The sequence below is a fragment of the Streptomonospora halophila genome (assembly GCF_039542725.1).
GTDB lineage: Bacteria > Actinomycetota > Actinomycetes > Streptosporangiales > Streptosporangiaceae > Streptomonospora > Streptomonospora halophila.
This window is the reverse complement of the sequence record NZ_BAABIK010000042.1, coordinates 1-16,405: the sequence shown is the minus strand read 5'-3', so window position 1 is coordinate 16,405 and position 16,405 is coordinate 1. Positions and strand designations below refer to the sequence as shown.

7 protein-coding genes are annotated in these 16,405 nt (G+C 77.3%); all 7 read right to left on the bottom strand.

Annotation, left to right across the window (positions count from 1 at the left end):
* Positions 1 to 70: 70 nt before the first annotated feature.
* A complete protein-coding gene (gene entS, locus ABEA15_RS23480; protein WP_345559109.1) occupies positions 71 to 1,441 on the bottom strand; it encodes an enterobactin transporter EntS in 1,371 nt (456 codons plus the stop codon).
* Between the two features lie 358 nt (positions 1,442 to 1,799).
* Positions 1,800 to 2,012 (bottom strand): MbtH family protein, encoded by a 213-nt coding sequence (locus ABEA15_RS23475; RefSeq protein ID WP_344143632.1) that lies wholly within the window; start codon positions 2,010 to 2,012, stop codon positions 1,800 to 1,802.
* Between the two features lie 37 nt (positions 2,013 to 2,049).
* Positions 2,050 to 3,324 (bottom strand): enterobactin transporter EntS, encoded by a 1,275-nt coding sequence (gene entS, locus ABEA15_RS23470; RefSeq protein ID WP_345559107.1) that lies wholly within the window; start codon positions 3,322 to 3,324, stop codon positions 2,050 to 2,052.
* A gap of 199 nt (positions 3,325 to 3,523) precedes the next feature.
* Positions 3,524 to 4,156 (bottom strand): GNAT family N-acetyltransferase, encoded by a 633-nt coding sequence (locus tag ABEA15_RS23465; protein ID WP_345559105.1) that lies wholly within the window; start codon positions 4,154 to 4,156, stop codon positions 3,524 to 3,526.
* Between the two features lie 164 nt (positions 4,157 to 4,320).
* Entirely contained in the window at positions 4,321 to 5,298 is a 978-nt protein-coding gene (locus tag ABEA15_RS23460; RefSeq protein ID WP_345559103.1) for an ABC transporter substrate-binding protein, read from the bottom strand.
* 96 nt (positions 5,299 to 5,394) lie between these two features.
* A complete protein-coding gene (locus ABEA15_RS23455; protein ID WP_345559101.1) occupies positions 5,395 to 13,020 on the bottom strand; it encodes an amino acid adenylation domain-containing protein in 7,626 nt (2,541 codons plus the stop codon).
* Positions 13,017 to 16,405 (bottom strand): amino acid adenylation domain-containing protein (locus tag ABEA15_RS23450; protein WP_345559099.1); only part of this gene is annotated, 3,389 nt, incomplete at its 5' end. The genes ABEA15_RS23450 and ABEA15_RS23455, both read right to left, overlap by 4 nt.

Genomic DNA, 16,405 nt, shown 5'->3' with positions numbered 1-16,405 from the left:
GGCCGCACTCGGCGGCATGCCCGCTGCGGGTGGGCGGACCGGACTCGTGCGAACCTTAGCTTTGCCTTGGCTAACTTCGCATCCCCCGCTCCTCCGGGGCGCCGCGAGCGGGTGCGTCTGCGCCCGAGCCGGAGGAGGACAGCGCGGACGGGCGCGGGCCCGCGTGCGGGTCCTCTCCCCCGCTCCCGCCGCCCGCGTTGACGGCCCGGCGCAGCCCGGGGGCGGCCGCTGCCAGCACCGCCACGAGGACCGCGGTCACCGCGCCGCCGGTCACGATGGCCGCGCCGGCGCCGATCAGCGGCGCCAGCGACCCCAGCGCGAGCGCGCCCAGCGCTCCGCCCACGGTGTTCTGCGCGGTCCAGACGCTGTTGACCCGGCCGCGCAGCGCATCGGGGGTGTGCGACTGGAGCAGGGCGAAGCGCAGGATCTCCTCGACGATCTCGGCGAACCCGAGCACCGCCAGCGCCGCCACCGCGAGCGCAAGCTGGCCCGACGCGCCGAAGCCGGCCGAGGCCAGGCCGCAGACCGCCACCGCGGCCAGCAGCACCGCGCCGCTGCGCCGGACGGTGCGCGTCCATCCGCTCGTGAGGGAGGCCAGGACCGCGCCGACGGCGGAGGCGGAGTAGAGGAACCCGGCGGCGGTCTCACCCGCGTGCAGCACGGTGTCGGTGAACTCCGGGATGAGCACATAGGGCGTGGCGAGCAGCAGTTGGACGAACCCGAGCACCAGCAGCGGTCCGACCGTGCGGTGCCGGACGGCGAAACGCATCCCGTCGACCGCGGCGGCCGCCATGCCCCGGGCCCGCTCGCCGTCTCCCGCACCGGTCGGCGCCAGCGGCGGCAGGCGCAGCACCAGCACCGTGGTCGCCGCGCAGACGGCGGCGGTGATGGCGAAGACCGCGGGGTAGCCCCAGAGCGCGATGACCGCCCCGCTCAGGGCGGGCGCGGCGATGGACCCGAGTTGGCCCGTCAGCGCCAGCAGCGCACCGGCGGCGGGCAGCCGGTTGCGCGGGAGCAGCCCGGGCACGGCCGCCTGCAGCGCCACCGTGCTGAAGGTGCCCACGAAGCCGTTCAGCGCCGCGCAGACGCAGATCACCGCGAAGCCCGCCTCGCCGCCCTCTGGCGCCCACAGCGCGTTCAGCGCGAGCCCCGTGAAGGCCATCGTGGCGGACGCGCGACCGGCGACGATCAGCCGGCGGCGGGGGAACCGGTCGGCCAGCACTCCCCCGACCAGCGTGCCGCCGAAGACCGAGGTCCCGTTGACGGCGCTGACCACGGCGACCAGGACCGAGGATCCGGTGGCCGAGTAGACCTGCATCGGCAGCGCGACCAGTGCGAAGCCGAGGCCGAAGACGGAGATGAGCCGCGCGGTGAACACCACCCGGAACTCGCGGCTGACGCGCAGCGGTGTGAGGTCGATGAGTGCGTCGCGCAGTTTCACGGCCGCGCCTTTGCGGGAGACGGCGGCCGCACCCGGACGGCCCGCCGGTGGGCGCCGCCTGCGCATGCGCTCGGCTCCGGCGGTCCAGGGGGCATCCGCGCCGCGCGGCGCGGATGCCTTCCGGTACCGCGCTGAGCCGCCCGTTTCCGGGGGCGCGGCGCAGGGGCGCGGGTGCGCGAAGCGCCCCCACCGGGCGAGTCGCGCCCCGCGGCCCCGGCCGCCGGGCCTCGCCGACTCGGGCGGCCCGCGGCGGGCTCCCCGGCGAGCGGCGCACGCCTGCCGAACCGCCGGAGGCCGGGGACGGCGCACGCCGCCGAAGGGTGCGGAGCCGGCGGTTCAGGACCCCGGGGCCGTGGGCTCACGCCTCGCCCATCGCCACGCGCAGGCTGCGCGGGCGCAGGTCGGTCCAGTTCTCCTCGACGTAGGCCAGTGCCGCCTCGCGGTCCACGGGCCCGTGCACCCGGCGCCAGCCGTCGGGCACCTCGGCGAACTCCGGCCACAGCGAGTGCTGGTCCTCGTCGTTGACCAGCACCAGGAAGCGGCCCTCGGGGTCGTCGAACGGGTTGCTCATGCTGCGATTCCTTCCGTTTTAGGCGAGGCTTACCTTATCAATACGGTGTGTCGTCGTGGAAGGCCGGAGCGACGCCCCGGGTGGCCAGCAGGCCGGGCGCCGTCAAGGCGATCGCGCCGACCAGTGCCGCCCCCAGCGCGCCGGCCGCCACCAGCGCCGTCGCCGTTCCCAGGACCGCGGCGAGCCCGCCCATCAGCGACGCACCCAGCGACCCGCCGACCGTCGCCTGGGCCAGCCAGGCGCTGTTGACCCGGCCCCGCAGGGCGTCGGGCGTGTGCGCCTGGATCAGCGAGTAGCGCAGGATCTCCTCGACCGCCTGGCAGCACCCCAGCAGGACCAGCGCGGCCAGCGCCGCGACCGCCGTGCGGCCGAGGCCCAGCAGCACCACCGAGACCCCGCACAGCGCCACCGCCGCGGGCACGATCGCGCCCGTGCGGCGGACGCTTCCGGTCCAGCCGCTGGTCAGCGACGCCAGCAGCGCCCCGGCGGCCGGGGCCGTGTAGAGCAGCCCGGCCAGGGCCGCGTCGCCGCCGAGCACGCGGTCGGTGAACTCGGGGATCAGCACCGTGGGCATGGTGAACAGCACCTGGGTGAACCCGAGGAGCAGCAGCGGCCGCACCACCGGGTGGCGGGCGACGAACGCCAGCCCGTCGGCGACCGCGCGCAGCGCGGGCACGCCGCCGGCCGCGGTGTCGGCGGGCGTGGGCGGGACGAACCACACCGCCGCCGTGGCTACGGCGGCGATCGCGCAGGTGGCGAGGTAGCCGGAGCCGACACCGCCGAGCGAGATCAGCGCACCGCCCAGCGCGGGCGCGGCCACCGCGCCCAGTTGGGCCGTCACCGCGAGCAGGGCGCCGGCGGCGGGCAAGCGGTCAGGATCCACCAGCGCGGGGACCATGGACTGCTGGGCGATCAGGCCCATGGTGCCGATGACGCCGTTGACCGCGGCGCACAGATAGATCACGCCCAGCAGCGGCCCGCCCGGAAGGTGGGTGTTGACCGCGAACACGCCGACGACCAGCGTCTCCACCGCCAGGCTGGCCTGCATGAGCCGCCGCCGGTCCAGCCTGTCGGCCAGCAGCCCGCCGAGGACCGTGCCGCCGAAGCCGGCCACGCCGTTGACGACGGTGACACTGGCCACCAGCACCGAGGATCCGGTCATGGCGTAGACCTGCATCGGCAGCGCCACCAGCCGGAACCCGCCGCCGAAGAGCGAGATGAGCCGGACCGCGAAGACGATCCGAAACCCTCGGCCGCTGCGCAGCGGGCTCAGATCGATGACCAGGCCCGCAAGAACCGGCCTCGCGGCCACGCCGACCCCCTTCCCTTACCCTGCGCCGGCCTCGGCCGCCCGGGCGGAGGCGACGGCCCGGGGCGGGCCGGCGGGCGCCGGTCGGCGGGGCCGCTCCCGGGACGCCACCCGGCGCACTCGCCGCGCCCGTGCCCCGGCGGGGCGGAGCCGCCGGTCCGCGCGCGCCCGGGGACCTCCTGCGTGGAGTACGCGGCCCCCGTCACTCCCGCGCCCGGACGTACAGCGCCGCCCGCTTGTGCGGCAGGTCGGCCTCGGCGAGGAAGGCCAGCCCGGCCTTGGCCGCCGCCCGGCGGGCCGCGGCGTTGGCGGCGTCGGGCTCCATCAGGATGCGGCGGCAGTCCGGATCGGCGGCGAAGACGGCGGCGGCGAAGGCGTCGAGGATCTCCTTGCCGACCCCGCGCCCGGTCCGGCCCGGGTCGCCGATGGCGATGTGGAAGCCGATGTCGTGCGGCTCGGCGTCGTAGTGGCGGGCGACGACGTCGCGGGCGGCCCGGTACAGCTCGACGTAGGCCAGGTCGGCTCCGTCGCGGCTGACGACGAACGGCCGCGAGAAGGTGCCGGCGCGCTGCGCGGCCAGCTCCTCGGCCCACCTCCCCCGGCTCCAGGCCTGGTCGTAGAACGGGGCCACGTGCGGCAGGTTCATCCAGGCGTGCACGCGGTCCAGGTCGGTGCCGTGCGGCTGCGCCGGCCGGGCGGAGTAGGGCGGCGCGAGCACGGGGACCGGCGGCGGGCCGGCCGCCAGCACCGCCTCGCCGACCGGGATCTCGCGGGGCGAGGGGCGGTGGACTGCGCCGGCCACCTGCTCGAGGTCGGTCGGTTCGGGCGCGGACACGTGCGTCACCTCCGGTGCCGCCCCGTTCGCAGGGGGCGGTGTGCTGCTGTGCGGGGCCGGTCGGGCTCGGGCGTTCGGCGGGCTCCGCCCGGGGCGCGGCCGCGCGGACCGCGCCGCCGGGCGCGCGCCGCCGCCCTGCTCTCCTCCGGGCGCGCCGCGGGCTGTCACAGGTCCTGCAGGACGCGCTCCTCCAGTTGGTCGAAGAGCTCCAGACCGGTCGTGTAGCTCATCGCGCCCAACTGCGGGACGGGGTAGACGCGGTCGGCCCGCACCGGATCGAGGTCCTGCCACACCCCCTGGTCCATGACCTCCTGGACGGGCTCGGTGGGTTCGCCCTCGGCGTCGGCGCGGGTGAGGACGGCGTCGTACTCGTCGAGCCGGTCCAGCCTCTCCAGCGGCAGGGACTCGCTGAAGCCGCCGTCCGCCAACTCCGGCGTGAACCGCAGGCCCGCGTCGGCGGGGACCGTGGTGCCGTGGGAGCCCTGGTGCTCCAGGGTCCAGTTGCCGTCGCCGTAGGCGTCGATGGAGACGAACACGGTGTCGGCGAGGACGTCGGCGTACTCCTCCTGCAGCTCGGCGGCGCGGGAGTCGTAGGTGTCGATGAGCGCGGAGTGGGCGTCGGACACGCCGGCGGCGTCGGCGATGCGGCGGTTCATCTCCTTCCACTCCGAGGGGATGTTCATCGCCGCGACGGCGACCGGGGCCACCTGCTCCAGCTCGGAGTAGTCGAACTCCATCGCGGCGGGCAGCCCGGAGACGATGAGGTCGGGCTCCAGCTCGGCGACCTTCTCGACGTTGATCTCCAGGTCGCGGCCGACCTGCGGGAGGCCCTGCGCCTTCTTCAGCTCCTCGGGGGTCATGCCGGTGTCGTGGGTGCCGCTGGAGACGCCGACCAGGTTCGCCTCCTCCACCGAGATCAAAGCCGTGACGGACCAGCCGACGGCGACGATGCGCCGGGGGTCCCGGGGGATCTCCACCGGCTCCTGCGCGTGGTCGCTGTCGAATGCGCGGGTGGCACCGGATTCGGACTGGGAGCCGCCCGCGTCGCCGGCGGTGCCGCCCGTGCAGCCGCTCAGCACGAGCGCGGCCGCGGCGACCAGACCGATGCCCCATCGGGGGATCGAGGCGCGGTATCGGTTCATGGACACTCCAGAGATCATCAGAAGGCGAGCCTTACCTTAGTAGCCAGGTGCGGCGGTGCCACGGCCGGGTGGCCGCGGCGCGGGCCGGACCGGCGCTCACCCCTCCGGGTCCGCGGACGCGGCGAGGCGGGCGGCGAGAGCGGGGCCGATCACGGCCAGCCCTTCGGCGGACAGCAGGTCGTCGTGGGATGCGGGGACCTCGTGGTGCTCGATCCCGCCGCCGATGTGGGGCTCCCAGGCGCGTGCGGCGCCGTCGGGGGCGTCCTTGGCCGTGAAGCAGAGTGCGCCGCCGGGGTGGCGGCGGGGCTCCTCACCGGCGGAGGCCTCCAGCAGGCGGGCGGCCCAGCGCCGGTTGGCCTCGGCCATGCCGGGGTCGCCGCGTTCGGCGCCCATCTCGACGGCGACCTCCCCAGCGCCCCCACCCCGCCCCCGCTCGGCGCACGGGTCCTCGACGGCGACCTCCCCAACACCCACACCCCGCCCCCGCTCGGCGCACGGGTCCTCGACGGCGACCTCCCCAGCACCCCCACCCCGCCCCCGCTCGGCGCAGGTGTCATGGGCGGATGCGCCGGAGGCGCCGGCAAAGTGCCGCCGCGCGTGCCAGGGCGCCGGGTAGGCGTCGAGCAGCGCGAGCAGTTCGACGTCCGCGCCCGCCCCGGCCAGCTCGGCGGCCACGGCCTGGGCCAGCGTGCCGCCGAAGGACCACCCGGCGAGCCGGTAGGGGCCGTCGGGCGACTCGCGGCGGATGCGCGCCGCGTAGGCGCGTGCGAGCCCGGCGACGGTACCCGGCGCCTGCGCACCCGGTGCGGGCGCCTCCAGGCCAAGGATGGGCACCTCGGCGCCCAGGTGGCGGCGCAGCCCGACGAAGGGCAGGCTGAACCCGCTCGCGGGGTGGATGCAGAACAGCGGCGGCCGTCCGCCGCCCGCGCGCAGCACGGCGACGCGCGGCTCGCCGGGCGCCTCCCGCGCCGGTCGGGGCCCGGTCCGCGCGCCGGGGCCGGCGGAGCGGGCGCCGAGTGAGGCCAGGTGCGCGGCGACGGCGGCCGGCGAGGGGTTGGCGAACAGGTCGGCGATCGCCGCGCGGGTGCCGGTCTCGGCCTCGATGCGCGAGCGCAGCCGCACCAGCAGCATCGAGTGGCCGCCCAGGTCGAAGAAGTCGTCGTCCGCGCCGACCCGGTGCGCGCCCAGCACCTCGGCGAACACCTCGCACAGCACCGCTTCGGCCGCGTCGCGCGGCTCGCGCCCGGGCGCCGGCGCCAACTCGGCCGGGTCGGGCGCCGGGAGCGCCGTGCGGTCGAGCTTGCCGTGCGCGGTCAGCGGCAGCGACTCCAGCGGCAGGAACGCCGCGGGCACCATGTAGTCGGGCAGCCGCCCTGCGAGGTGGGCGCGCAGCTCGGCGGTGTCGGGCAGACCCGTTGCGTGCGGCGCCGCGGGCGGCTGCGGCGCGCCGGAGCCTTCCCGCTTCGCGGGTGCGGGGATGACATAGGCGGCCAGGCGCCGGTCGCCCGGCGAGACCTCCCAGGTGTCGACGACCGCCTGGTCGACGGCGGGGTGCTCGCTCAGGGCGGCGGCGATCTCGCCCGGCTCGACGCGGAACCCGCGCACCTTGACCTGGTCGTCGGCGCGGCCGACGTAGTCCACCGACCCGTCGGGCATGCGCCGCACCAGGTCGCCGGTGCGGTACATGCGCGCGCCGGGCCCGCCGAACGGGTCGGCGACGAACCGGTCGGCGGTCAGCCCGCCGCGCCGCAGGTACCCGCGCGCGAGCCCGGCACCGCCCAGGTACAGCTCGCCGACCACGCCCGGGGGCACCGGGCGCAGCCGCTCGTCGAGCACATGGGCGGCGGTGTTGGCGGTGGGGCGGCCGATGACCGGGCGCTCGTGCTCGCCCGCCCGCGCCGCGAGGGCGTCGACCGTGGTCTCGGTGGGGCCGTAGAGGTTGTAGGTGGCGGTGCCCTGCTCCTCCAGCTCGCGCAGCCGCCGCCACAGCGACGCCGGCACCGCCTCGCCGCCCACGCCCAGCGTCGTGGGGGTGTGCGTGCCCGGCTCGCTCAGCCCGGCGCGGATCAGCTGGAGCAGGTGGGAGGGCGTCACCTCGATGAAGTCGAAGCGCTCGGTGCGGATACGCTCCACCAGCAGCGCCGGGTCGTGCATGGCGTCCTCGGTGACGACGTGCACGGCGTGGCCGTCCAGCAGCCACAGCTGCGGCTGCCACGCGGCGTCGAAGGAGAACGACCACGCGTGGCCGACGCGCAGCCGGTCGCGTCCGGCGCGGCGCCGGGTGGGCCGGTGCAGCGTCTCGCGGTGGCTGCGGAACAGGTTGGCGAGGCTGCGGTGGGTGACCGCCACGCCCTTGGGTCTGCCGGTGGAGCCGGAGGTGTAGATGACGTAGGCGGGGTGGTCGGGGTGCAGCGGCGCTGTGCGGTCGGTGTCGGCGGGGTCGGTGTCCGGCCGCTCGGCCGCGGTTTCGGGCGTCAGGGCGAGGATTCCGCGGGCGCCCAGCGCGGCGGCCCGCTCCGCCAGCTCCGGTGCGGTGGCGGTGATCAGCGGGGCGGCGTCGGCCAGCATGTGGGCGACGCGCTCGTCGGGGTAGGCGGGGTCGACCGGCAGGTAGGCGGCGCCGGACTTGAGCACGGCCAGGATCGCGACCAGCGTCTCGGGCGAGCGCGGCAGCAGCAGCGCCACGACCGACTCCGGCCCGGCGCCGCGGACGGCCAACTCGTGTGCGAGCCGGTTGGCCCGCCGGTTCAGCTCGGCGAAGCTCAGGCTCTCGCCCCCGCCGACCAGGGCGGGGTGGTCGGGGCCGCCTGCGGCCGCGGCCTCGAACAGCGCGGGAAGGGTCGCCGGGGCGGTCACGGGCAGGCGCGGTCCTTCGGCGTCGCGGGTGATCCGGGCGGTCTCCTCGGCGTTGAGCAGGTCCAGGCGCCCCACGGGGGCGGCGGGGTCGTCCGCGGCGGCCGCGAGCAGCCGCTCCAGGCGCAGCGCGACGTTGCGCACGGTCGGCGCGTCGAACAGGTCCGTGCTGTAGTCGACCACGCAGCACATCGCCCCGTCGGCGCCGTCGGCGCCTCCGCCTTCGCCGGGGTCGCGGAACTCGAAGGCCAGGTCGAACTTGCCGCCGGGGGCGGCCACCGGCTCGCGCTCGGCCCGCAGGCCCGCCATGGTCAGCCTGGGCCCGGCGCCGCTCTGGTAGGCCAGCATGACCTGGAACAGGGGGTGGCGGCTCATCGACCGCGCGGGGTTGACGATCTCCACCAGGTGCTCGAAGGGGATGTCGGAGTTCTCGTAGGCGGCCAGGTTGGCCTCGCGCACCCGCGCCAGCAGGTCCGTGAAGGCGGGGTCGCCGGAGGTGTCGGTGCGCAGCACCAGCGTGTTGACGAAGAACCCGACGAGGTCGTCGAGCACGGCGTCGTCGCGCCCGGCCACCGGCGAGCCGATGGGGATGTCGGTGCCGGCCCCCAGCCGCGTCAGCAGCGCGGCCAGCGCGGCCTGCAGCACCATGAACACGCTGGTGTCGTGACTGCGGGCCAGTGCGCGCAGCCGGGCGCTCAGCTCGGCCGGCAGCTCCAGCTCGACGGCGGCGCCGCGCCCGCTGGAGGCGGCCGGGCGGGGCCGGTCGGTGGGCAGGGACAGCTCCTCGGGCAGCCCGCGCAGCGCCTGGCGCCAGTACGCCGCCTGCGCGTGGACGGCGCTTGCGGGGTCGTCCTCGGCGCCCAGCACGGCGCGCTGGTGCAGGCCGTAGTCGGCGTACTGCACGGGCAGCGGCGCCCAGCCGGGCGCACGGCCGCCGCTGCGCGCGGTGTAGGCGGTCCCGATGTCGCGCAGCAGCGGGCGCGCCGACCAGCCGTCGCCGGCGATGTGGTGCAGCAGCAGGAGCAGCACGTGCTCGTCCTCGCCGGTGCGGAAGAGGCGGGCGCGCAGCGGCGGCTCGGCGTCCAGGCGGAAGCCGTAGGCGGCGGCCTCGGCGAGCAGACCGGGCAGCTCGTCCTCGCCGGCCTCGGTGAGCGGCAGCTCGGGCCGGGCCCGCTCCGGATCCAGGATGTGCTGGTAGGGAACGCCGTCCTCGTCGGGGAAGACGGTGCGCAGGCTCTCGTGGCGCGCGGTGGCGTCGGCCAGCGCCTCGGCGAGCGCCGCGCGGTCCAACGGGCCGCGCAGCCGCGCGCAGAAGGGGATGTTGTAGGTGGGGCGCGGGCCGTCGAGCCGGTAGAGGAACCACATCCGCTGCTGGGCGTGGGACAGCGGGGGGCGCTCGGGCCGCTCGGCGGGCCGCAGCGGCGGGCGCCCGCCGGCGGGGCGCAGCCGTTCGGCGAGCCGGGCCACCGTGGGCGCGTCGAACACCGTGCGCAGCGCGACGTCGCGGCCCAGCACCGCGCGGATGCGGGTGACCAGCCGGGTCGCCAGCAGCGAGTGGCCGCCCAGCGCGAAGAAGTCGTCGTCGACGCCGGCTTCGCCGACCTCCAGGACCTCCCGGAAGAGGCCGCACAGCAGCTCCTCGACCTGGTTGCGCGGCGGGCGCCCGCCGGCCGCGGCGGTCAGGTCGGGTGCGGGCAGGGCGGCGCGGTCGGTCTTGCCGTTGGGCAGGACGGGCATCGCCTCCAGCGGGACCACCGCGGCGGGCAGCATCGCGGTGGGCAGTGCGGCGGCGAGGTGGTCGCGCAGCGCCCGCGCGTCCAGCACCCGGCCCGCCCGCGGAACGGCGTAGGCGGCCAGGACCGCGGACCCCGCCCCGTCGCGGTGCACGGCGGCGGCGCTGCCGGCGACGTCGGGGTGGGCGGCCAGCGCCGACTCGACCTCGCCGAGCTCGACGCGCATGCCGCGGATCTTGACCTGGTCGTCGGTCCGGCCCAGGAACTCCAGGTCGGCTTCGGCGTTCCACACGACCCGGTCGCCGGTGCGGTACATGCGGGCGCCGGGTGCGCCGAATGGGTCGGCGACGAACCGCGCGGCGCTGAGCCCGTGCCGCCCCAGGTAGCCGCGTGCCAGCCCGGCGCCGCCGAGGTACAGCTCGCCGGGCACGCCGGCGGGCACCGGGCGCAGCATGGAGTCGAGCACGTAGGCGCGCACACCGGGGTCGGGGCGGCCGATGGGCACCCGGTCCCCCACCGCGTCCGGCCGGCACTCCCCCAGCGTGGCGTTCACCGTGGCCTCGGTGGGGCCGTAGCAGTTGAACATGGCGCGCCCGTCGGCGGCGAAGCGGCGCACCAGGGCGCCCGGCACGGCCTCGGTGCCGGCGAGGACCGTCATGCCCTCGGGCAGCTCGGCGTCCTCGGGCAGCGCCGACAGCAGCGCGGGCGGCAGGCCGGCGTGGGTGGCCCCGCGGTCGCGCAGGTAGTCGGTCAGCGGCGGCCCGGGGACGCGCCGCTCGGGCGGCACCACCACGAGCCGACCGCCGGAGAGCACGCCCATGACGAACTCCCAGAAGGCCACGTCGAAGCTGGGCGAGCCGAGCTGGGCGATGCGGCTGTCGGCGCCGGCGCCGAGGCGGCGGGCGGCGGTGGCCACGAGCTTGGCCACGCCGGCGTGGCTGACGACGACGCCCTTGGGCAGACCCGTCGAGCCGGAGGTGTAGACGAGGTAGGCGGCGGTGGCGGGCAGGACCGGGGCGCCGCGCTCGGCGTCGGTGATGGCGCCGGGCCGGGCGGCGGCGATCTCGCCGGCGGTGGCGGGGTTCTCGGCCACCACCCGTTCGGCGCCGGTGAGACCGGCGACGCGCGCGCTCAGCTCAGCGGTGGCGACGACGCAGGCGGGCCGGGAGTCGGCGAGCATGTGCGCGAGCCGGTCGTCGGGGTAGTCCGGGTCGAGCGCCAGGTAGGCCGATCCGGACTTGAGCACCGCAAGCAGCGCCACGACCAGCTCCGCCGACCGGGGCACGGCCAGCGCGACCACGCGCTCCGGCCCGGCGCCGCGGCCCAGCAGCACCCGCGCGAGGCGGTCGGAGCGGTCGTCGGCCTCGGCGGCGGTGAGGACGGTGTCCTCGTCCTCCACCAGCACGGAGTCGGGCGAGCCGGCCACCCGCCGCCGCAGCAGTTCAACGAAGGTGGCCGGGCGCAGTGCGTCGGCCTCGGCCGCCTCCTCGGCCCGCGAGGGCCGCACCCGGCCTTCGGCGGCGGCGGGTGCGGGGGCCGGCGGCGGTCCGCCCGCGGCCTGGGCAGCGGGGGCGTGTGGGCCGGGGCCGTCGGTCCCGGCGGCGTGGTCGGAGGGGGCGAGCAGCGCATCCGTCCCCTCGGGCGGCTGCGCGCCCGCGGTCGCGGTCGTGCTCGGCGCGGCGCCGGAGCGCCGGGGCCGCCCGCTGCGGCCGATCGCGGCGTAGGCCGCCGTGCGGTGGGCGGCCAGGGCGGTGGTGGGCGCCGGTACGCGGTGGGGCGGGAGGACCGCCAACCGCGCCACCGGCGTACCGGGCGCGGCCGCCATCGCACGCAGGACGCTCGCCAGGCACTCCGCGGCCAGTTCGGCCCGGGCCCGGGAGACGGTGTCGGGCCGGTAGCCGAAGGTCAGCCGCAGCCGGGCGGCCTGGGCACCGGGCGGAGGGGGGACGACCGCGAGGGACAGCGGGTAGTGCGTCGCGTCGGTGGAGCCCAGCACGCGGGCCCGCAGCCCGGGGACGTCCTCGGCGGGGTCGGTGCCCTCCACCGGGTAGTTCTCCACGACCATCAGGGTGTCGAACAGCTCCGGCACCCCGGCCGCCCGCTGGATCTCGGCGAGGCCGACGTGGGCGTGGTCGAGCAGGGCGGCCTGCTCGCCGCGCAGCCGGTCCAGCAGCGCGGCCGCGCTCTCGGCCGGGTCCAGGCGCACCCGCACCGGAACCGTGTTGACGAACAGCCCCACCGCCTCCTGGGCGCCGGGCAGCTCGTGGGGGCGGCCCGAGACGGCGGTGCCGAAGACGACGTCGCGGCTGTCGAGCAGGTGCCCCAGCACCAGCCCCCACGCCGCCTGGAGCACGGTGTTGAGCGTGACGCCCTGGCCCCGTGCGAGGTCGCGCACCGCTGCGGTGAGCTCGGCGGACAGGTCGCGGACGAGGCCGCGCGGCTCGGCCGGGCCGCCGCCGTCCGCATCCGGCACGCCGGTCGGGCCGCCGGCGTCGAACGCCTCGGCGACGCGGGTGGCGCCCTCCACGCCGGCCAGGGACGCGCGCCAGGCCGCGAGCGCCGCACCGGTGTCCTGCCGGGCGAGCCATCGCAGGTGGTCGCGGAACGGCGCCGCGCGGGGCAGTGCCGCGCCGTCGGCGGCGTAGAGGCGGAACAGGTCGCGCACCAGCCGCGGCAGCGACCAGCCGTCGAGCAGGATGTGGTGGTGGGTGAGCACGAGGACGTGGTCGCCCGGCGCCCGGCGCACCAGGACGAAGCGGATGAGCGGCGGGGCGGCGAGGTCGAAGCGCGTGCGGCGCTCCTCGTCGCGGACGCGCTGCAGTTCGGTGTCCTGCGCGCCGGCGTCCAGGCCGGACAGGTCGGTCTGCGTCCAGCGGGCGGGCACCCGCGTACCGACGAGCGCGGCCGGCTGCCCGTTCTTGCGGCGCCGGAACGCCGCCCGCACGTTGGGGTGGCGCACCAGCAGGGCGTCGGCGGCGGCGTGCAGCCGCTCGGCGTCGAGGTTTCCCGCCAGCTCCAGGGCGATCTGGACGTTGTAGACGTCGGCGCCCTCGGCGTCGATCTGGCTCTGGAACAGCAGCCCTTCCTGGAGCGGCGTCAGCGGCAGGATGTCCTCCAGGCCGGAAGCGTTGCTCACGTGAGCCTCCACTCTGCTTCGAATTCGTCGATCTCGTCCTGGTCGAGGTCCGGCAGGGACAGGTCCGACGGCGTGTGCCCGCCCGCCTCCGGCGCCCCGCCGTGCGCGACGGTCCCGCTGAGCTGGGCGAACCAGGCGTCGGCGAGGTCGCGGACGTCCCCTTCGGCCAGCAGCCGCTCCGGCCAGGCCCAGGTGGCCGCCAGCACGGGCCCCTCGGCGCCGTCGCGGGTGAGGGCGTTGAGCTCCAGCGCGTGGCGCACGGGCATGCCGGGGTCGGCGCCGGGCGGAAGCGCGCCGGTCTCCGGTGCCACGGCCCACGGCTCGTGCTCTCCGGCGACCGCGACGCGGCCCAGGTAGTTGAACAGCAGCGGCGGCTCGGGGTCGGCGGCCAGCGCCCCGGCGGTGCCGGGGTTGAGGTAGCGCAGCAGGCCGTAGCCGATGCCCCCGTCGCCGGGGCGGGCGCGCAGCTGCTCCTTGACCCGCTTGAGCGCGTCGCCGGAGGCGGGCCCGCCCGCGCGGGCGTCGGCGGGGTCGAGGCCGGTGACGTCCAGGCGGGCGGGGTGGACGGCGGTGAACCAGCCGACGGTCCCCGAGACGTCGGTTCCGGGGAACAGCTGCTGTTCGCGGCCGTGGCCCTCAAGGGCGAGGCGCAGTACGGCGTCCGCGTCGCCCGCGCCGCCGGAGCGCGCGGCGCGCCATTCGGCGGCGGCCAGCGCGAGCGCACTGAGCAGCACGTCCTCGATCCCGGCGTGGAAGGCCGCGGGGACCCGGGTGAGCAGCGCCGCGGTGTCGGGCGCCGACAGCGAGACGGTGAACCGGCGCAGGGTCGCGGCGGTGTCGCGCTCGGGGTCGGGCCTGCCGAACGCCCGGACCTCCGCGGCCGCCTGCGACTGCGGGGCGGTGGTGATCTCCTGCCAGGCGGCCAGTTCGGCGGTGCGGTGCGCGGCGGCGGCCTCGGCGCGCAGCCGCTGCGCCCAGCGGGCGAAGGAGGTCTGCGGCGCCGGGAGGACCGGCGGCCGGCCGGCGGAGGCGTCGTTCCACGCGGCGGCGAGGCCGGCGCGCAGGATGTGCCAGGAGACGCCGTCGACGGCGAGGTGGTGGACGACGAGCACCAGCCGCCCGGCCCGGTCGGGGCCGCGGTCCAGCCACACCGCGCGCAGCATCGCGCCGGCGTGCGGGTCGAGGCGGCGCTGGGCCTCGGCGGCCGCGTCGGCGGCCGCGCGGGCCAGTCCCGCCTCGTCCAGTCCGGCCGCGTCGCGGCGCACCAGCACGTCGGCGGCCGCGACGGCGCCGGGCTCGGCGGCGCGCAGCAGCCATCCGTCGCCGCCGGCGGTCAGCCGGGCGCGTAGCATGGCGTGGGCGTCCAGGACCGCCTGCAGCACAGTGGCCAGGCCGCCGGTGTCGGCGCCCGCGGGGGTGGTGACCGCGGCGGCCTGGCTGAACCCGTCCACCGGTCCCCCGCGCTCGCGCAGCCAGTGCATGACCGGGGTCGGCTCGACGTCGCCGGTGCCGTCGTCGCGGCCGCCCTCCTGTTCGGCGGCGTCCCCGGCGGGTGCGCTCGCGGCGGCCAGGGCGAGGCGCTCGGGGGTCTGCTCGGTGAACACGTCGGCCGGGGTCAGCTCCAGCCCGCGGGCGCGGGCGCGGGCGACGAGCCGGATGGCGAGGATGCTGTCGCCGCCGAGGGCGAAGAACCCGTCCTCGGCGCCGACGCGCTCCAGCCCCAGCAGCTCGGCGAAGACGCCGCACAGCAGCTCCTCGCGCGGGTCGCGGGCGCCGCGGCCCGCGCCGGCGTGCTCGGCGAGGTCGGGCGCGGGCAGGGCGGCGCGGTCGAGCTTGCCGTTGGCGGTGAGCGGGAAGGCGTCGAGGACGGTCACCGCGGCGGGGACCATGTGCTCGGGCAGCCGCGCGGCCAGCCGGCGCAGCAGCGCCGCGGGGTCGGGGCCGCCGGATCGGCCTCCCGCTCCGGCGGCGGGCGTCACGTAGGCGGCGAGCCGGTCGGCGCCCGCCGCGCCGCGCCGCGCGGTGACGACGGCGCCGCCGACCTCGGGGAAGCCGGTGAGCGCGTGCTCGATCTCGCCGAGTTCGATGCGCATGCCGCGCACCTTCACCTGGAAGTCCGAGCGGCCGGTGAAGACGAGCCGGCCCGCGCGGTCCCACCGGACCACGTCGCCGGTGCGGTACATCCGCGACCCGGGGGCGCCGAACGGGTCGGCCACAAACCGCTCCGCCGACAGCCCCGCCCGGTTGGCATACCCCCGCGCCAGTTGGACCCCCGCCAGGTACAGCTCGCCCTCCACTCCGGCCGGGACGGGCCGCAGGCGCGCGTCGAGCACGTAGACCCCGGTGTTCCACACCGGCCGCCCGATCGGCACCCCCGGCCCGGAGAAGGCTTCGGCGCCGGTGTCGAAGGCCGTCACGTCCACCGCCGCCTCGGTGGGCCCATACAGGTTCGCCAGCGCGGCGCGCGGAAGCAGCGTGCGGAAACGCCGGGCCGCCTCGGCGCCCAGTTCCTCGCCGGAGGCGAACACGCGGCGCAGCGACGTGCAGCGCGCCGCGTCCGGTTCCTCGGCGAATACGCGCAGCATCGACGGCACGAAGTGGCACACCGACACGCCCGCGTCCCGGATCAGCCCGGCCAGGTAGCCGGGGTCGCGGTGGCCTCCCGGCGCCGCGACGACCAGGCCCGCGCCCGCTGCGAAGGGCCAGAACAGCTCCCACACCGACACGTCGAAGGACACCGGCGTCTTCAGCAGCACGCGGTCGCCGGCACCCAGCCCGTAGGCGCCCTGCATCCACACCAGCCGGTTCACGATCGCCCGGTGCGAGACCACCACGCCCTTGGGCCGGCCCGTGGAACCCGACGTGTAGATGACATAGGCCGGATGCCCGCCCCGCAACCCCACCGCCCGCTCCGCGCCGGCCACCGGGTCCGCGCCGCGGCTCTCCACCCGCTCCGCGGTGGCGGGGTCGTCCAGCACGAGCCGCGGCACGGCGGGCTCCGCGGGCAGGTCGGCGGCGTCCTCGGCGCGGCAGACCACCAGCGCCGGATGCGCGTCGGCCAGCACGAACGCCACCCGCTCGCCCGGCTGATCCAGCTCGACCGGCAGATACGCCGCACCCGCCCACACCACCGCGTGCAGCGCCACCACCAGGTCCACCGACCGCGGCAGCGCCACCGCCACCACACACTCCGGACCCGCACCGCGGGCGATCAGCTCCCGCGCCAACCGGTACACCCGCGCGTCGAACTCCGCACGCGAAAGGACACCACTGTCCACGCCGACCACCGCCGCGTCCGAACCGGCGGCCGGCGGCTCGGCCCCCCGGGCCAGCAGCTCCGGCAGCGTCTCCTCGGCCACCGGGTGCGACGCCGCCTCCGCCCCCA